This window comes from Roseomonas populi (genome assembly GCF_024594815.1).
GTDB lineage: Bacteria > Pseudomonadota > Alphaproteobacteria > Acetobacterales > Acetobacteraceae > Roseomonas > Roseomonas populi.
In genome coordinates this window covers 103,632-119,925 of the sequence record NZ_JANJOU010000010.1, presented here as the reverse complement: position 1 = coordinate 119,925, position 16,294 = coordinate 103,632, and the positions used below count along the sequence as shown (strand labels likewise).

Genomic DNA, 16,294 nt, shown 5'->3' with positions numbered 1-16,294 from the left:
TCAAGGGAGGGCAGGATGGCCGAGTACGGGATGATCAAGGCGGAGACGCGCGGCAAGGTGGGGCTGATCACCTTCGACCGCCCCTCGGCCCTGAATGCGCTCTGCGACCAGCTGACGACGGAGTTGGGCGACGCGCTGAAGGCCTTCGATTCCGATCCGGGCGTGGGCGCCATCGTCATTACCGGCAGCGAGAAGGCCTTTGCGGCCGGAGCCGACATTAAGGAGATGAAGGACCGCACCTACCCCGCCGTCCACTTCGAGGATTTCATCGGCACGAAGTGGGAAACGGTGCTGACGGTGAAAAAGCCCGTCATCGCGGCCGTGGCGGGCTTCGCCCTCGGTGGCGGCTGCGAGCTGGCGATGATGTGCGACATCATCCTGGCGGCCGAGAACGCCAAGTTCGGCCAGCCTGAGATCAAGCTGGGCATCATCCCCGGCGCCGGCGGGACCCAGCGGCTGATCCGGGCCGTGGGCAAGTCCAAGGCCATGGACCTGATCCTGACCGGCCGGATGATGGACGCGGCCGAGGCGGAGCGCTGCAACCTCGTCACCCGCGTAGTGCCCGTGGAGAGCCTCGTGGAGGAGGCGCTGAAGATGGGGGAGGCGATGGCCTCATTCTCCCTGCCCTCCGTCGTGATGGCGAAGGAGGCGGTGAACGCCGCCTACGAGATGACCCTGCGGGAGGGTGTGCGCTTCGAGCGGCGCCTGTTCCACAGCCTCTTCGCGACGGAGGACCAGAAGGAGGGGATGGCGGCCTTCGCGGAGAAGCGGAAGCCAGCGTTCCGCAATGCATAACAGGGTTTTCCACAGGGAAAGCCGGGTACCCCGGACTCTTCCTTGACTCAGGGGGGGGCTGTGGATAGAACGCCCCCCTCTCGCGGCCGCCCCAGGTGGTGCGCGTCCCGTGAACATTTCGACTGGTATCCTCAAGGCCCATGGCGAACACCGCTTCCGCGCGCAAGCGCATCCGGCAGATCGAGAAGCGCACCGAGCGCAACCGCGCCCGTCGCTCGCGCGTCCGCACCTTCCTGCGCGCCGTCGAGGACGCGATCACGGGCGGCGACAAGGCGAAGGCCCAGGAGGCATTCCGCCTGGCCCAGCCGGAGCTGCAGCGCGCCGCCGACAAGGGCGTGACGCATGACAACACCGTGGCCCGCAAGCTGTCGCGCCTTTCCGCGCGCATCAAGGCGATCGGCGCGGCCTGAAGGTTCGAGGGCGCCGCCCGGCGCCCTCTTCAAGTACTTTCTAAGTACAGTCGTGATGCGGAGGCGTCACGGTGCTTGCGCGCCGTGGCGTTTTTCTTTGCGTCTGCGGTTTGGCTGCCGGGAACGTGTTTGGCGTTTACCTGGGAGCGGGCCGCAAGTTACGCTTCGTGGTGATCCCGCAAGCACGGCGACGTGAGGCGGGAAGGGGGCTCGGGGGTGGATCACATGCCGGAACAGCACGCCGAAGTCGCGTCCGCAGTCCCGGCACAAGGCCCGTCCGAAGCCGATCCCGCCCGCGTGGACGCTGCCTGGGCGCGTATCCGCGGCCGCCTGCGCGAGGAGGTGGGCGAGGCCGAGTACCGCACCTGGCTGCGCCAGCTGACCCTGGCCGGGCTGGAGGGGGACGAGGCGGTCGTCCATGTTCCCACCCGCTTCCTGCGGGACTGGCTGCGTGGCCAGTACGGGGACCGGCTGCGCGCGCTCTGGCAGGCTGAGTCGGTGGGCGTGCGCCGGGTGGACATCCGCGTGGCTTCCGCCGGGGCGCCCGTGCGCGAGGCGGCGGCTGCGCCGGCACCCGCCGGGGTGAACGGGGCGGTGGACGGGTTGGATGCGGCCGAGCCGCTGGCCCGCCCGGTGCCCGAGGCCGCCAGACCCGATGCCCGCGGCGCCGATACCCGGAACGACTGGGCCGCTCCGCTGGACCCGCGCTTCACCTTCGACAGCTTCATCGTGGGCAAGCCCAACGAGTTCGCCCATGCCTGCGCCCGGCGCGTGGCGGAGAAGCCGAACTCTCCGGGCTTCAACCCGCTGTTCCTCTATGGTGGCGTCGGGCTGGGCAAGACGCACCTGATGCACTCCATCGCCTGGGCGATCCGGGAGCCGCAGGCCGGCGGACCCGGCCGCTCGGTGGCCTATATGTCCGCCGAGAAGTTCATGTACCGCTTCATCGCGGCGCTGCGCTCGCAGTCCACGATGGAGTTCAAGGAGAGCCTCCGTTCCGTCGATGTCCTGATGATCGACGACCTGCAGTTCCTGATCGGCAAGGACAACACGCAGGAGGAGTTCTTCCACACCTTCAATGCCTTGGTGGACCAGGGCAAGCAGATCGTCGTCTCCTCCGACAAGCCGCCTTCCGACCTGGCGGGGCTGGAGGATCGGCTGAGGACCCGGCTGGGCTGCGGCATGGTGGCGGACATCCACGCCACCACCTACGAGCTCCGCATCTCCATCCTGGAGAGCAAGGCCTCGACCGCGGGCGTGGACGTGCCGGCGCGGGTGCTGGAGTTCCTGGCGCACAAGATCACCAGCAACGTGCGAGAGCTGGAAGGCGCGCTGAACCGCCTGATCGCCCACGCCAACCTCTTCGGCCGGCCGGTCACGCTGGAATCCTGCCAGGAGGTGCTGCACGACATCCTGCGGGCCCATGACCGCCGGGTGACGATCGAGGAGATCCAGAAGCGGGTCGCCGAGCACTATAATATCCGCCTGACCGACATGTCCTCCGCCCGCCGTGCCCGCAACGTGGCGCGGCCGCGGCAGGTGGCCATGTACCTGTCGAAGCAGCTCACCTCCCGCTCCCTGCCGGAGATCGGGCGGCGCTTCGGCAACCGGGACCACACCACGGTGATGCACGCCGTCTCCCGCGTGGCCGAGTTGATGCAGCAGGATGCGGGCTTCGCGGAGGACGTGGAGCTGCTGCGCCGGATGCTGGAGACCTGAGGGGTTCCGGGAGGCACCGCCTCCCGGAGCGTCACCACTCCACGCCGATCTTCCCGAAGTGGCTTCCCGCCTCCTCGTAGCGGAAGGCGTCCGCGAGCCGTTCCAGCGGGAAGCTCCGGTCGATCACGGGGCGCAGCGCGCCGTCGTCCAGGGCGCGGACGAAATCCTGCTGATGGCGGCGGCTGCCGACAATCAGGCCCTGGAGCCGGGCCTGCTTTGCCATAAGCAGGGCCGTGGGCACCTCTCCGGCCCGCCCGGTGAGCACGCCAATGAGGGAGATGTGCCCGCCCACCCGTACGGCCTGGATGGACTGGGCCAGGGTGCCGGGGCCGCCGACCTCCACGACGTGATCGACGCCCAGGCCGCCGGTCAGCTCTCGCGCCTGGGCGCCCCAGTTCTCCACCGCCCGGTAGTTGATCGTCTCATCGGCGCCGAGGGCGCGGGCGCGCTCCAGCTTCTCGTCGGAGGAGGAGGTGATGATGACCCGGGCGCCCATCCGCTTGGCGATCTGAAGGGCGAAGATCGACACGCCGCCGGTGCCGAGGGCCAGGATCGTGTCGCCCGCCTTCAGCCCGCCATCCACCACCAGGGCCCGCCAGGCCGTCAGCCCCGCGGTGGTGATGGTGGCCGCCTCCACGTGGCTGAAGCCGCGGGGCGCGCGGGTGAAGGCGGTGGCGGGCAGGACGACCTGCTCCCGCGCGAAGCCGTCGATCCCGTCGCCGGGGGTGCGGGAGAAGTCGGCGATCGCCGGGGCGCCCTCCTGCCAGTCCGGGAAGAAGCAGGAGACCACATGGTCCCCGGGGGCGAACTCGGTCACGCCCTGGCCCACCGCCTCCACCACGCCGGCGCCATCCGCCATGGGGATGCGCCCGTCCGCGGCCTTGGCCCGGCCCATGGCCACGCCATAGTCGTGGTAATTCAGGGAGCTGGCGTGCAGGGCGACCCGGATCTCGCCGGCGCCGGGCGGCCCGGGGTCGGGGCGTTCGGCAAGCTCAAGCCTCTCCAGCCCGCCGGGCGCGCGTACCACAACCGCCTTCATAAGAACCTCCAGACCGGTCCCGCCCTGAACGCCCGGACGGGGAGGGCGTTCGGGCGGGGCGACTCAATTCTGGCCGAGGCTTCACGTCGCGTTTTCAGGATGATACGAGGATCGTTCGGGGGCCTGTCGCCCTCCATGGCGTTGCAGGGGTGGCGGCGATGAAGTTCACGGTGGACCGGGCGGTGCTCCTGAAGGCCCTCGCCCATGTCCAGAGCGTGGTGGAGCGGCGCAACACCATCCCCATCCTGGCGAATGTTCTGCTGGACGCGGCGGAGGGCCGCCTGCGCCTGACCGCGACGGACATGGAGATCGCGATCGTCGAGGAGGTGGGCGGTATCGAGGTGGCGCGCGAGGGCCGCTGCACCGCGCCCGCCGCCACCCTGTTCGAGATCGTCCGCAAGCTGCCGGATGGCGTGAAGGTGGAGCTGGATCACAAGGGCGGCGACGCCCCGCTGGGCCTGCGCGCCGGCCGCTACGTCACGAGCCTGACGGCCCTGCCGGTGGAGGACTTCCCCTCCATGACGGAGGGCAAGCTGCCCCACAGGTTCAACGTCGGCGCCGGGCTGCTGCGGGATCTGGTGGACCGCACCCGCTTCGCTATCTCCACGGAGGAGACGCGCTACTACCTCAACGGCATCTACCTGCACGCGACCGAGGCGAACGGCACCAAGGTGCTGCGCGCGGTGGCGACCGACGGCCACCGGCTGGCGCGGGTGGAAGAGCCCCTGCCGGACGGCGCCGAGGGCATGCCGGGCGTGATTGTCCCCCGCAAGACGATCGCCGAGCTCCGCAAGCTGGCCGAGGAGGCCACGGACGAAATCGAGATGCGGCTCTCCGACACGAAGCTGCAGGTGAAGGTCGGCACCGTCACCCTGACGAGCAAGCTGATCGACGGCACCTTCCCGGACTACGAGCGCGTGATCCCCAAGGGGAACGACCGCGTCATGTCCGTGGACAAGACGGCTTTCGCCGCCGCCGTGGACCGCGTGGCCGCTATCTCCTCCGAGCGCTCGCGCCCCGTGAAGCTCTCGCTGGAGAAGAACCACCTCCTCCTCACCGCCGCATCCCCGGACCAGGGGCAGGCGCAGGAGGAGCTGGACAACGACACCGTGACCTACGATTCCACCCCGCTCGAGATCGGCTTCCAGGCCCGCTACCTGAAGGACATCACGGACCAAGTGGACGGGCAGGTGGAGTTCCGCTTCGCCGACGGCTCCGCCCCCACCATCGTGCAGGATGCGGCGAAGCCCGAGGCGCTCTACGTCCTGATGCCGATGCGGGTCTGAACCCGCTCGGCTTGATCCGGCGCCAACCGGCGCCATCTTCCCCTGGGGATGCGGGGCCGGATCGGGTGATTTCCGCCCGGTCCCGTTCCCTTTGCCGGCATCGGCCCTGATTTCCGCGGCGCCCTGCCCCGGCGCTGTCAGGATGGCCCCGGACCCGACGTGACCCCCTCCCTTCGCCTCACGCGCCTGCAGCTGCAGGATTTCCGCAATCACGCGCGGGCCTCGCTGCGGTTCTCCGCAGGGATCGTCGTGATCGCCGGGGAGAACGGCTCGGGCAAGACGAACCTGCTAGAGGCCATCTCCCTGCTCGGCCCCGGCCGCGGGCTGCGGGGCGCGCGGATCGCCGATCTCGGGCGGCGCGTGGGGGAGGAGGGTTTGCCCTGGGCGGTCTCCGGCCGCTTCGAGGGGCCGGAAGGAACCTTCGACCTTGGCACGGGAACCGCCCATGGCGGCTCGCCCGAGAAGCGCGCCTTCCGCCTGGACAACGAGCCGGTGAAGACCCAGGCGGAACTTGGCCGGCTTGTCGCGGCCGTCTGGCTGACGCCGCAGATGGACCGGCTGTTCCAGGAGGCCGCCTCCGGCCGCCGCCGCTTCCTGGATCGGCTGGTCTGGGCGCTGGACCCGGACCACGCCCGGCAGGTCTCGGCCTACGAGAACGCCATGTCCCAGCGCAACCGCCTGCTTTCCGAGGGGCGCGAGGGGCGGCGCCCGGACCCTGCTTGGCTGGATGGGCTGGAGGACGCCATGGCGCGCCACGGCGTGGCTCTGACGGCCGCCAGGCGCTCCCTCATCGCCCGCCTGAACGCCGCCCTGGCGGAGGGCGTGGCGGGGGCCTTCCCGGCCGCCCTGTGCGCCCTGGAATGCGAGACGGCGGCAGCGCTGGAGACCAGGTCCGCCCTGGCGGTGGAGGACGGGCTGCGGGAAGCCCTGGCCGCCCGCCGGGGGCGGGACGCGGCCGCCGGCATGGCCCTGGCCGGGCCGCACCGCTGCGACCTGCGCCTGTCCCACCTGCCCAAGGGTGTGCCGGCCGAGCTCTGCTCCACAGGGGAGCAGAAGGCGCTGCTGATCTCCACCGTGCTGGCCCACTCGGCCCTCATCGCCTCGGCCCGCGGCTTTGCGCCGCTGCTGCTGCTGGACGAGATCGCCGCCCACCTGGACGCGACCCGGCGGGAGGCTCTCTTCGCCGCTCTGACGGCCCTTCCGGCCCAGAGCTTCCTGACCGGGACGGAGCCCGGGGTCTTCGCTTCCCTGGACGGAACGGCCGAGTCCTTCGCCATCGGGCCGGAGGGCGTGGCGGCCGCCTAGACTCCCGTTCGAAGCCTGTTTTGCGGCGCTTTTTTGGGCCCGGGATGCCCCCGCCCATGGCTTCGCGCGCGCGGAATCCTTATATTGCGGATAGATGATTCCGAACGCCGCGCAACCGTTTCGCGCGGCCCGAGAGGTCCCCGATCCGCATGAACGAAGCCGCCCGCGCCGCCCATGACGCCGAGGTTGCCGCCGCCGGCGCCGATGGCGCCTATGACAGCGCCTCCATCACCGTCCTTCGGGGCCTGGAGGCCGTCCGGAAGCGCCCGGGCATGTATATCGGCGACACCGACGACGGCTCGGGCCTGCACCACATGGCCTTCGAGATCATCGACAACGCGGTGGACGAGGCGCAGGCCGGCTATGCCGACACCTGCGTGGTGGTGCTGAACGGCGACGGTAGCGTCACCGTGACCGACAACGGCCGCGGCATCCCGACCGACATCCATGCCGAGGAGGGCGTCTCCGCCGCCGAGGTGGTGCTGACGCGGCTGCATGCGGGCGGCAAGTTCAACCAGAACTCCTACAAGGTCTCCGGCGGCCTGCACGGCGTGGGCGCGGCGGTGGTGAACGCGCTGTCCGAGTGGATGCAGGTCCGCATCTGGCGGAACGGCAAGGAGCACCTGATCCGCTTCGAGCACGGCGACACGGTGAAGCCGCTGGAGGTGGTGGGCGAGAGCGACCACCCGACGGGCACGGAGGTGACCTTCAAGCCCTCCGCCGGCACCTTCACCAAGACCGAGTTCGAGTTCGCCGTGCTGGAGAAGCGCCTGCGCGAGCTGGCCTTCCTCAACTCCGGCCTGCGTATCCGCTTGCGCGACGAGCGGCACACGCCCGTGCAGGACGCGGAGTTCCACTTCGAGGGCGGGCTCGTCGCCTTCGTGGAGTGGATGGACGCGGCCGAGGACCCGCTGTTCAAGCCGCCCGTGTCCTTTGCCTCCAAGGAGGTGAACGGCATCAAGGTGGAGATGGCGATGTGGTGGAACCGCTCGCCCCGCGAGCGCACCCTCTGCTTCACCAACAACATCCCGCAGCGGGACGGCGGCACGCACCAGGCGGGCTTCCGCCAGGCGCTGACGCGCGTGGTGACGAAGTACGCCGCCGAGTTGGCGAAGAAGGAGAAGGTTGAGCTCTCGGGCGAGGACATGCGCGAGGGCCTTTCCTGCATCCTCTCCGTGAAGGTGCCGGACCCGAAGTTCTCCTCGCAGACGAAGGACAAGCTCGTCTCCTCCGAGGTGCAGCCGGTGGTGCAGGTGGCCGTGGCCGACGCGCTGTCCCACTGGTTTGAGACGCACCCGAAAGAGGCGAAGTTCGTCCTCGATCAGGTCGTGCTCTCCGCCGTGGCGCGGAAGGCGGCCCAGGCGGCGCGCGAGAAGGTGGGGCGCAAGAACGCGCTCGATATCTCCACCCTGCCCGGCAAGCTGGCGGACTGCCAGGAGAAGGATCCCGGCAAGTCCGAGCTGTTCCTGGTGGAGGGTGATTCCGCAGGCGGCTCCGCCAAGCAGGGCCGCAACCGCGCCAATCAGGCCATCCTGCCGCTGAAGGGCAAGATCCTGAACGTGGAGCGCGCGCGGATGGACAAGATGCTGTCCTCCGCCGAGGTGGGCACGCTGATCACGGCGCTCGGCGCCGGCATCGGCGCGCGGGACCCGGACCGGCCGAACATGCCGTTCTTTGACCCGGACAAGCTGCGCTACCACCGCGTGATCATCATGACGGACGCGGACGTGGACGGTTCCCATATCCGCACGCTGCTGCTGACCTTCTTCTTCCGGCAGATGCCGGAGCTGATCGAGCGCGGCTACCTCTACATCGCGCAGCCGCCCCTCTACCGCGCCAAGCGCGGCAACGAGGAGCGCTACCTCAAGGACGACCGCGCGCTCGAGGAGTTCCTGCTGGAGAAGGCACTGCACGGCGCCCGCCTCCTCTACGCCGACGGGCGCGAGATCGCCGGTGAGGAGCTGCGCACGGCGGTGGACGAGCTGCGCAACGCCTCCCGCCGCATCCGGCGCCTGGCGAGCAACGTGCCGGCGGAGATCGTGGAGCAGGCGGCGGTGGCGGGCGCCCTGGGTGCGGATTCGCACCCGGAGGCCGCGCCGCGGCTGGTGGAGCGGCTGAACGCGCTGGCGGCACCGACCGAGCGGACCTGGAAGGCGACGCTGGACGCCGATGGGCTGCGCGTGTTCCGCGACGTGCGCGGCGTGCGGGAGAGCCATCACCTCGATCCGGTGGCGCTGCGCTCGGCGGAGGCGCGCTGGCTGGAGGAGCGGCGCGACGCGCTGGCCGCCGATTTCGCCGCGCCCGCCACGCTGCAATTCGAGGCGCAGCGGCAAGAGGTGCGCGGCCCGATGGCGGCGCTGGACCGCATTCTGGCCCAGGGCCGCAAGGGGCTGGCTGTGCAGCGCTTCAAGGGGCTGGGCGAGATGAACCCGGACCAGCTCTGGAAGACCACGCTGGACCCGGAGGCGCGCACCCTGCTGCGCGTGGCCGTGGAGGATGCCGACGATGCCGGGCGCGTCTTCTCCACCCTGATGGGCGATGTCGTGGAGCCGCGCCGCGACTTCATCGTGGGCAACGCGTTGAAGGTGGCGAACCTGGACGTGTGAGGTGTTTGTGTGGTGCCAGTGGACTTGTCCCGGTGCCACATCCTGTCACTGGCTTCGTTCAGTTCAAGGCCCTGATTAGATTTGTTTTTTTGGCTGAGAGCTGGAACGTGACAGGGAGCAGGCAGGCGATCATCTGCGGGACACATCGGGTGGCACATCGCCGAATGGCAGATGGGCCGAGTGCATCAAGACTATCAGTTGCACTGTTCGGGAGAGGTCCTCGCATCGAGCGAGATGCGTGACGAATCCGCATGCGAACACTGCTGCTTGCGAGGGCCCAAGTCGGGAAGGCGCGTGATCAACGCGTCCGAGCAGGCGGCTGCCCAACTGGCTTGCCGTTCGGATGGCATGGGAAAGGGGAAGCCGATCGAACGAGCCGCCATAAGCGTGCTGTTGCCGCCTAAGCCGGTCAACGATGTAGCGAGACGCGAAAGCCATTTCCGGCTCCATGGCAGGCGTCTCGACCTCTGAATACTTCGTGCCACACGGGCAGACGGCGATGGGTGACCTCTCGTGGCTCAATCGCCTGCAGCAGGAAGGACACCTCGTCAGGAACATGCTGCCATGCTCCGGGCAGCCTCCCAGCGCTTCTACCGTCCACCACCATCGCTGGTGTGGGCTCAATCCAATGCAAGCCGGGCATATTCGGCGTGGCTCCCAGGAAAGGTCCGCGAGACGCAGTTCAACACTGTGCCAAGTTGCGGGTGCATCCCACGACATCAAATCTTGAACACGAGGCTGCATGGCTGCGAGCCGTCTGCACGAAATTCCCGCAAGGGCTCCCAAGTAGATCAAGTCATGTTCAGCGTAATATGGGGCAGGATACCGTACCCCTACATGTCCAAGTATCTCGGCCGGATGGGTCGCGAGATTCCGCTCGGCCAAGCGTAGCAAGAAGCCGTTGAGATCCTCATCAGCCGATGGCCTGCAGCGTAGCGGCAGGGGATGTACGGGAGGAGCAGGAAACACAGGTTCGGCTCGTGCTGGCACTGGCTGATCGTGATTTTTGGCAATTGCTCTTACAGGAAAATCCTTCGACTTGCAGCCAGTAGGCCGAACTGATCGGAATGGCTCCGCCCTGGAAGATTTCCTTTAGACGCCTAGGAACCTCGGCAGAAACACGCCGTTATGTTGACAAGTCTTCAGCCGCAGGCAGAGTATCGGCTGCAGTTCGGTACCTTGAACGAGATGAAAGCTGATGGCACGAGTCAACGCCTTGGCCCGAAGGGTTGAGGCGCAGTTGGCGTTGCGGTGAAACTACGGAACCTGCCGAACATTATGTGCATGTGATCGGTTCGATCCGGAGCCGCTCATAGCATGAGTTTCAAGACCGGCGGCAGGAACTCAGGGTTTGGGCTGTCTGGCAGATTCGCCGACTATCCGCAATTCTGCTTGGTGCGCCTTGATCCTGAACACGCCTGACGGTCCTGCCTTGAGCGGTGCTAATTCGGAGGCATCGCTGTAGTGGGTCTCGCGCCTCTGCAGCCAGTACGAAAGGAGTTCCGATGTCAGCCTTGCCTGATGGATCTTTATTACGAACCTGACCAACAGAAAGGCCGGTTCGCATAAGCGAACCAGCCTCTGCTAATACAGTACTCTGAGTGTGCAGCCACACACCCAGCGATAGAACGGCTGCGGGCGTCCACGGATGCAGCGCGGCCGTTCACGAACGCGTTTTATGCGAATTCCATTTACGACGTGGGTTTGGTCGCCCGTATAGGTGAGCCGGTAATTTAGCGGTGCGGCACATCGTCCTGAGAATGTTTCAGCTACAAAGCTCGTTATGAGAGCCGTGAGGCTGAATGTGTCGTGCATAGCTCTGCGTCATGCCCTTCCTACTTCAAACCATGACAGCACGGTTCTCAGAGAACGGTTCACCTCCACCATTCGACCACCAGGAAGTAGCAGCACGGTCCCGCTGTCGGTCTCGCACGCGGCGACGACCGCGCTGGCCGAAAGCGCCTGGAGCGTCCCGTCCCGGTCGTGCAGGAGGACAAACTTTCCCAGCCGTTCGCCGTCCTCGAACTCGGTCTGCCGCAAGCTCATCTGGACCGACCCTTCCGCCCAGTGACGACGGATCCGCCGGGGGAGGCAGGCGTTCCTTCCGTGGCGTGGCAGTGACCGGGCTCGAGAAGCCGGAGGAGCGCATCGGCATCGACGTCGCCTTTTTCGACCAGCACCTCGGCAATCCTGTCCAGGCAGTCGCGGCGTGCATGCACCAGGGCCCGAGCCTCCTGGTGGCTCCTGGTCAGCAAGGATGCGACCCGTGCCCGGAACTGCGGATCGGCGAGCAACCGTTCCTGGCTCCCGGGGCGGTCTACGTCGCCGAGGTGGACCAGTGCTTCGGGGTGGTCGTCCAGGCCCAGCATCCCTATGGTCTGGCACGCGATTCGGGTAGCCAGGGCGAGGTCCGAGTGCGGAGCTCCGCCTGCACCGGCGGACGCTGCGCCCAGGACCTCCTCCTCTGCGGCGCGCCCCGCAAGGAGCGCTCCGATGAGGGACTGCGCAACGGCCGCGGTCACCACAGGCAGCCTGCTGACGATGGGGCCAGGATCGTACTCGGTGAAATCGGCTCCGCCGGTCCGGCCCACGCTGACCCTGTGCAGCACGCCAGCGCCCAGGGATGCGAAGGCGATGGCGTGCCCGGCCTCGTGGATGGCGATCCGCCTTCGCGTCTGCTCGTCACGTTCGAGCGGCCGCCCGCCCTGTGCTGCCCAGAGGTCGCCGATCGACAGCGACCTGCCGTGCGCCCGGGCGGAGCGCCGCGCCTCGCGGCACCACAGCTCGACGTCCGAACCTACGGCTCGCCTCGCCTCGGCGGCTCCAGCCAGCTCCGCCAGGTCGGTGTCGGCGAGCTCACCTGCCAGATGGACGCGGTAGATGGCCAGGAGCGCCACCGCATCCGGCCTGGCGATCCGGATGACGCGCTCGAGGCGCCCAGCTCGCGTCAACGCATGGTCGAGCCCGCTCGCGTCGTTGCAGGTGCCGACAACGAGTACGCCTTCCCGATCCGCCGCCCCGTCGAGCTGTTCCAGCAGCCCGTCCACGACCTGGACCACGTAGTCGCGGTGGCGGTGCCTCACCGAGTTCCGGTCCGGGACGCTGTCGATCTCGTCGATCAGGAGCACGCAGGGGCTCTTGCGGCGAGCCTCGACGAAGGTGCGGCGCATCGCGGCGAGCAGGGTGCCGAGATGGCCGTCGCGGTCTCCCTGCCATTGGGCAAGGGAAGTCGAGAGGAAATCGACGCCCGCGCTGTTGGCCAGGGCCCGGGCGAAGGACGACTTGCCGGTGCCCGGGGGGCCCTCCAGCACGACCCCGCGATCGAGTTCGCTCCAGGTCAACCTGCCTTCGGCGAACGCACGCAGGTCGCGGGCGGTGCTACGGCCCCAGGCTTCGGCCGCGCCCAGGCCCGGAAGCGTCTCCAGGGTGACGGAGGATCGCCTCGGGTCCTTCCTGGCCCCCGCGTCGCGCCGTCGGACGAGTTCGGCCAGCCGTCGGAGATAACCGTCCGCGGTCTGCCCCGGGCGCCTCGCAAGCAGGACGAGCGCTGGCGTCAGGGTCTCGGCAGCCTTCGCGATCTCCGGCGGCACGACCGGCAAGGCGTCGGACAGGTTTCCCTCCATGGCCGCCAGCGTTCTCGCAAGGATCGCGAGCATCCTTCCGTCGGGCCGACCGACGACGAGGCGCTGGTCCTCCGCCAGGAGCAGGTCGGGGTGGAAGAGCCCGTCCGGGTGGTGGGAGATGGCCACGAGCGGCGTTCCGGCTCGAGCGGCGAGATGAAGCTCGTCCTCGGCACCATCCTTCCGGACGCGCTCCAGGGCCGCGATCACGGACTGGCGCAGCCGTCCTCGCTCCGGTCCCGCACAAGGCGGTTCCGCCGGACGGAGTCGCACTGCGTCGAAGGAGGCCGCTTCGTCGCCCGGCCCGGCTGCCATCGCCTGCTCCGCCAGGACGTCCCAGGCCGCGATGACCTCGACGCCCCAGGCAGCATCGGGCACGCGCAGCACCGAGACCGCGCTGGGCTCCCAGGAGCGCCGCACGAAATCCGGCTGTGCTTCGACGGCTGCCCGGAGCATCAGGAGGGCGCATTCCGCGGCAGGTCGAAGACCGGAGCCTTTCCGATGCAGGGACCTTCCCGCCTCGTCCCCGGCTCCGATGAACTTCACGTCGATGGGGGCGCCGTAGGTCGGCCAGTCCATGTCCACCGGGACATCGGCCAGCGCGTCGGCACTGCCCGCGGAAGCGGCTTTACCTCGAGAGGAGGCCCTCCGGGTGGGCGTCTTGCGCCTGCGGGGCTTGTCAGCAGTCATCGGACCGCTCCTTGCCGAGGACGTAGTAGCGAGACAGGGTGCGTGCCCACCGACCGACGAGGTCAAGCGCGATGATCTCGGTGGTCTGGACGAAGCCGTCCGCCAAGCGGGGATGGCCTTGCCCGACGCCGACGATCGTCGGGACGGTGCGCGCGACGGAGTGCCACCTCTCCACCAACGGGCTGGCGCCGATGTCATGCGGCTGAGGTGCTTGGCCGTCCGCAATCGCCCGGAGGTCGGACGCGAGCCTTTCCAGACGGTCGGCTTCGAAGACGAGGAGCGGGCGTGCGTGGACGAGCCCGCGATGAACCTGAATCATCGGTGCGATACCTTCGGTGTCGATGGCGAGTGTTCGAGCGGGGCTGAGCCGCTTCAGAAGGGCGCGGCAGGGCCTATTCGGTTCGCGGCAGGCCGGTCCTGGCGCGCACGGGCGAGACCCGCCGGTCCGTGCGCGCGACAGTCAGGGAATAGCCGGGCGTCTTGCATGAGGAACAAGTAACGAACGCCCCACCCACGTGTCTAACTCATTCTTTTCGTGGAAATATGTCGTTGCTGGCTAGCCCGTCGACCGAGGCTCGAAACCTTCCGGGGACTGCATCGCTGCCCGAGCATGGGAGGACCATTAAGACCGAGGGAGATCCTGACCGAGATATTCCAGCACCTCTGCGTCATCATCGGCGCGGCAGGGCGCGGTGGCTGCGACTTTCCGGTGAACTTTGACGCCTTCGCCACATACACCCCCAGGAACGAACATGGCGAACCGTTGGCAGCGACACGCCGAAGCGCGACGCCAGCTCAGCCCGCCCGACACGAGCCGATCGACGCGCTTGGCGCAGGCGCGGACCAATGTGGGAACGAAAAGGATTCTGGAACATCGGCAAGTCGGAATAGCAGGGATTCTGGTGTGGATCGGGAGCGCCGAACAGACCCGGTGGAACCGTCGCACGAGTATCCTTCTCATACCCGGGCGCACGCGCCATGTTCCGTGCATGTCGGATGAACGCAGCAACGAGCGGCGCTGGGTCGTGGTGGCCGAGGATGGCCGCTACGTCACCCTGGGTCGCGCCTCGGACCCGTCTGAAGAGGAGATCCTCGGCGCAGAAAAGTCCCTCGTCGCCCAGGGGATGTCCGGTTGGCTAGCCGTGATGCAAGGCAGTCCGCACGTCGGTGCCACGCCGCGGCTGATGGAAGTGCGTGTGCTTGGGAAGCCGAAGGCGGCGTTCGCCGCCGCTTCCGATGCGTGCGTTGCGGCAATCCTGGAACGGCGGCGCGAGGTCAGGGGCTAACCTTGCCTAGCGGCGCCGGAGACTTGGCTACTCGGCGGCGAGCGCCAAATTGTCTTGGCGCGGGTCGAACCCCGCTACTTGGCTGACACCGGTGAGGCTCTCGACGATGGCCCGCATCACGGGAGGGCAGACGCCGTTACCGAGGAGCTTGATCCGGTCGCGCCGCTGCCCGACGCCGTCCAGGGAGTAGGTGTGGTCGAAACCCATCGCCCGGGACAGCTCGTCCACCTGGAGCATCCTAAGCATCGCGGTGCGCCCTTCCCAGGTCACGAGGCCGAAGCGGTCCAGCGTGGTGATGGTGCGAAGGGGTCGGTTCAGGGGCTGCCAACCGCCGCTCCCGTCCGAGCCGTAGTAGACGATCAGGAAGGGCTCCCTGGGCGGAAGCGCGTCCATGGCGCGCTTCGCACGCTCCAGGGTGGCCGGTGCCCGCCGGTCGCTGAAGAGCGGCCGGGACATGTATTTGCCGGGCTTGGCCAGGATGCTGGCCGCGGACCGGAACCGGCGCGCGCGGGAGACGACCGCGAGCGGCTCCTGCTCCAGGTCGCACAGGATAAATACGCGGCGGCGAGCCTGTGGCACGCCGAAATCCGACGCATCGAGAACAAGCTCGCGGGTGCGATACCCGAGGCCATGGAGTTCCTCAAAGAGGAGGTCGTAGCCGTCCCAGCCGCGCATGTGTACGACGTTCTCGATGATGAGCCATCGCGGCCTGGGGTTTAGGTCACGGGCGAACCTCGTGACGTAGTAGGCGGTCCGCTTGCTCTCCTCATCACGGGGACGGCCGCCCCGGGCGCAGGTGTGGTGCGTGCATTCCGGCGATGCCAGGATCAGGTCGATGGTGCCGATGTTCCCCAGCGCCTCCGGACCTGTGTCCGGGGTCATGGTCAGATGGCGCGCCTTGTGGCGCCCGAAGTTCTGGCCGTAAGCCTCGACCGCCCGGTCCCAGGCATCCACCCCACACACGATCTCGGCGCCCGCAGTCTGAGCGCCCCAGCTGCTGCCACCACCGCCACTGAACAGGTCAAGAACACGAATCGGCACGCGCACAGACTAGCGGGTTCCGAATTCCTGGCCAGGCCGATTCGTTTACCTGCGGGGAATCCGGCGGCGTTTTGCCCGACGCGGCAGCAGCTCTTCGACCCTGGCAATGCACCCGTGGAGGTCACGCTTCACTTGGTGCTCCCAGAGCCGGATGACCGTCCATCCGGACCGGCGAAGTTTCCTGAAGTTTCTGGCGTCCCTCCGGCGGTTCGCCTCGATCTTCGCCTCCCATGCCTCCGACAGCTTGTCCCGCCAGACCGGGAACCTCCACCCGTGCCAGAAATCCCCGTCTACGAAGACGGCCACCATGGGGGCGCGGAACAGGATATCCGGACGGCCAGGCAGGTCCCTGGCGTGCGTCTCGAACTCCCAGCCGCGGGATATCAGGGCCTCCGCCACGGCCCGTTCCGGCCCCGTATCCTTGCCGCGGATGCGCGCCATGACGGCACTGCGCTTCTCGGGAGACATGATGTCTCCACGGTGACGGCGGGCCTTCT

The 16,294-nt window shown here is 68.1% G+C and carries 13 protein-coding genes; 7 read left to right on the top strand and 6 right to left on the bottom strand.

Annotation, left to right across the window (positions count from 1 at the left end):
- Positions 1-15: 15 nt before the first annotated feature.
- The 3 genes from NRP21_RS13955 (at position 16) to dnaA (ending at position 2,924) form a co-directional block, all read left to right on the top strand.
- Positions 16-795 (top strand): enoyl-CoA hydratase, encoded by a 780-nt coding sequence (locus NRP21_RS13955; protein WP_257716823.1) that lies wholly within the window; start codon positions 16-18, stop codon positions 793-795.
- A 140-nt stretch (positions 796-935) separates the two neighbouring features.
- Positions 936-1,205 (top strand): 30S ribosomal protein S20, encoded by a 270-nt coding sequence (gene rpsT, locus NRP21_RS13950; protein WP_257716822.1) that lies wholly within the window; start codon positions 936-938, stop codon positions 1,203-1,205.
- Positions 1,206-1,430: 225 nt separating this feature from the next.
- A complete protein-coding gene (gene dnaA / locus NRP21_RS13945) occupies positions 1,431-2,924 on the top strand; it encodes a chromosomal replication initiator protein DnaA (RefSeq protein WP_257716821.1) in 1,494 nt (497 codons plus the stop codon).
- A gap of 31 nt (positions 2,925-2,955) precedes the next feature.
- Here dnaA and NRP21_RS13940 read toward each other — a convergent pair whose 3' ends face one another.
- Positions 2,956-3,963: a zinc-dependent alcohol dehydrogenase family protein gene (locus NRP21_RS13940; RefSeq protein WP_257716820.1), complete on the bottom strand. Its 1,008-nt coding sequence runs from the start codon at positions 3,961-3,963 to the stop codon at positions 2,956-2,958.
- A gap of 158 nt (positions 3,964-4,121) precedes the next feature.
- Here NRP21_RS13940 and dnaN point away from each other — a divergent pair, with 158 nt between their 5' ends.
- From dnaN to gyrB, 3 genes are all read left to right on the top strand, one after another.
- The gene (gene dnaN / locus NRP21_RS13935; RefSeq protein WP_257716819.1) at positions 4,122-5,249 is read left to right on the top strand and encodes a DNA polymerase III subunit beta; all 1,128 of its coding nucleotides are present in this window, start codon (positions 4,122-4,124) and stop codon (positions 5,247-5,249) included.
- A 159-nt stretch (positions 5,250-5,408) separates the two neighbouring features.
- Complete coding sequence (gene recF, locus NRP21_RS13930; RefSeq protein ID WP_257716818.1) at positions 5,409-6,554, top strand: DNA replication/repair protein RecF; 1,146 nt, start codon at positions 5,409-5,411, stop codon at positions 6,552-6,554.
- A gap of 149 nt (positions 6,555-6,703) precedes the next feature.
- Positions 6,704-9,160 (top strand): DNA topoisomerase (ATP-hydrolyzing) subunit B, encoded by a 2,457-nt coding sequence (gene gyrB, locus NRP21_RS13925; RefSeq protein ID WP_257716817.1) that lies wholly within the window; start codon positions 6,704-6,706, stop codon positions 9,158-9,160.
- Positions 9,161-9,289: 129 nt separating this feature from the next.
- On the opposite strand, the gene NRP21_RS28040 is transcribed toward gyrB, so the two are convergent.
- From NRP21_RS28040 to NRP21_RS13915, 3 genes are all read right to left on the bottom strand, one after another.
- On the bottom strand, positions 9,290-10,129 hold the full coding sequence (locus NRP21_RS28040; protein ID WP_408639626.1) for a TniQ family protein: 840 nt from the start codon (positions 10,127-10,129) through the stop codon (positions 9,290-9,292).
- Positions 10,130-11,202: 1,073 nt separating this feature from the next.
- Positions 11,203-13,470 (bottom strand): AAA family ATPase, encoded by a 2,268-nt coding sequence (locus tag NRP21_RS13920; RefSeq protein WP_257716816.1) that lies wholly within the window; start codon positions 13,468-13,470, stop codon positions 11,203-11,205.
- Positions 13,460-13,789, bottom strand: a complete 330-nt coding sequence (locus tag NRP21_RS13915) for a DUF6634 family protein (protein WP_257716815.1) — start codon at positions 13,787-13,789, stop codon at positions 13,460-13,462. The genes NRP21_RS13920 and NRP21_RS13915 overlap by 11 nt, the downstream gene beginning before the upstream one ends.
- Positions 13,790-14,459: 670 nt before the next feature.
- On the opposite strand from NRP21_RS13915, the gene NRP21_RS13910 reads away from it, so the two are divergent.
- A complete protein-coding gene (locus tag NRP21_RS13910) occupies positions 14,460-14,756 on the top strand; it encodes a hypothetical protein (RefSeq protein WP_257716814.1) in 297 nt (98 codons plus the stop codon).
- Positions 14,757-14,783: 27 nt separating this feature from the next.
- Here the strand turns inward: NRP21_RS13910 and NRP21_RS13905 are convergent, their stop codons facing one another.
- Both NRP21_RS13905 and NRP21_RS13900 read right to left on the bottom strand, forming a co-directional pair.
- Positions 14,784-15,797: a DNA cytosine methyltransferase gene (locus NRP21_RS13905; protein WP_257716813.1), complete on the bottom strand. Its 1,014-nt coding sequence runs from the start codon at positions 15,795-15,797 to the stop codon at positions 14,784-14,786.
- 45 nt (positions 15,798-15,842) lie between these two features.
- Positions 15,843-16,265, bottom strand: a complete 423-nt coding sequence (locus tag NRP21_RS13900; protein WP_257716812.1) for a very short patch repair endonuclease — start codon at positions 16,263-16,265, stop codon at positions 15,843-15,845.
- Positions 16,266-16,294: the final 29 nt, after the last annotated feature.

Excerpts from the sequence above, each read along its gene's own strand:
- NRP21_RS13955 (WP_257716823.1), top strand. The coding sequence starts at position 16 with ATGGCCGAGTACGGGATGATCAAGGCGGAGACGCGCGGCAAGGTGGGG.
- NRP21_RS13940 (WP_257716820.1), bottom strand. The coding sequence starts at position 3,963 with ATGAAGGCGGTTGTGGTACGCGCGCCCGGCGGGCTGGAGAGGCTTGAG.
- gyrB (WP_257716817.1), top strand. The coding sequence starts at position 6,704 with ATGAACGAAGCCGCCCGCGCCGCCCATGACGCCGAGGTTGCCGCCGCC.
- NRP21_RS13910 (WP_257716814.1), top strand. The coding sequence starts at position 14,460 with ATGTCGGATGAACGCAGCAACGAGCGGCGCTGGGTCGTGGTGGCCGAG.
- NRP21_RS13900 (WP_257716812.1), bottom strand. The coding sequence starts at position 16,265 with ATGTCTCCCGAGAAGCGCAGTGCCGTCATGGCGCGCATCCGCGGCAAG.
- dnaA (WP_257716821.1), top strand. The coding sequence starts at position 1,431 with ATGCCGGAACAGCACGCCGAAGTCGCGTCCGCAGTCCCGGCACAAGGC.
- NRP21_RS13920 (WP_257716816.1), bottom strand. The coding sequence starts at position 13,470 with ATGACTGCTGACAAGCCCCGCAGGCGCAAGACGCCCACCCGGAGGGCC.
- NRP21_RS13915 (WP_257716815.1), bottom strand. The coding sequence starts at position 13,789 with ATGATTCAGGTTCATCGCGGGCTCGTCCACGCACGCCCGCTCCTCGTC.
- dnaN (WP_257716819.1), top strand. The coding sequence starts at position 4,122 with ATGAAGTTCACGGTGGACCGGGCGGTGCTCCTGAAGGCCCTCGCCCAT.
- rpsT (WP_257716822.1), top strand. The coding sequence starts at position 936 with ATGGCGAACACCGCTTCCGCGCGCAAGCGCATCCGGCAGATCGAGAAG.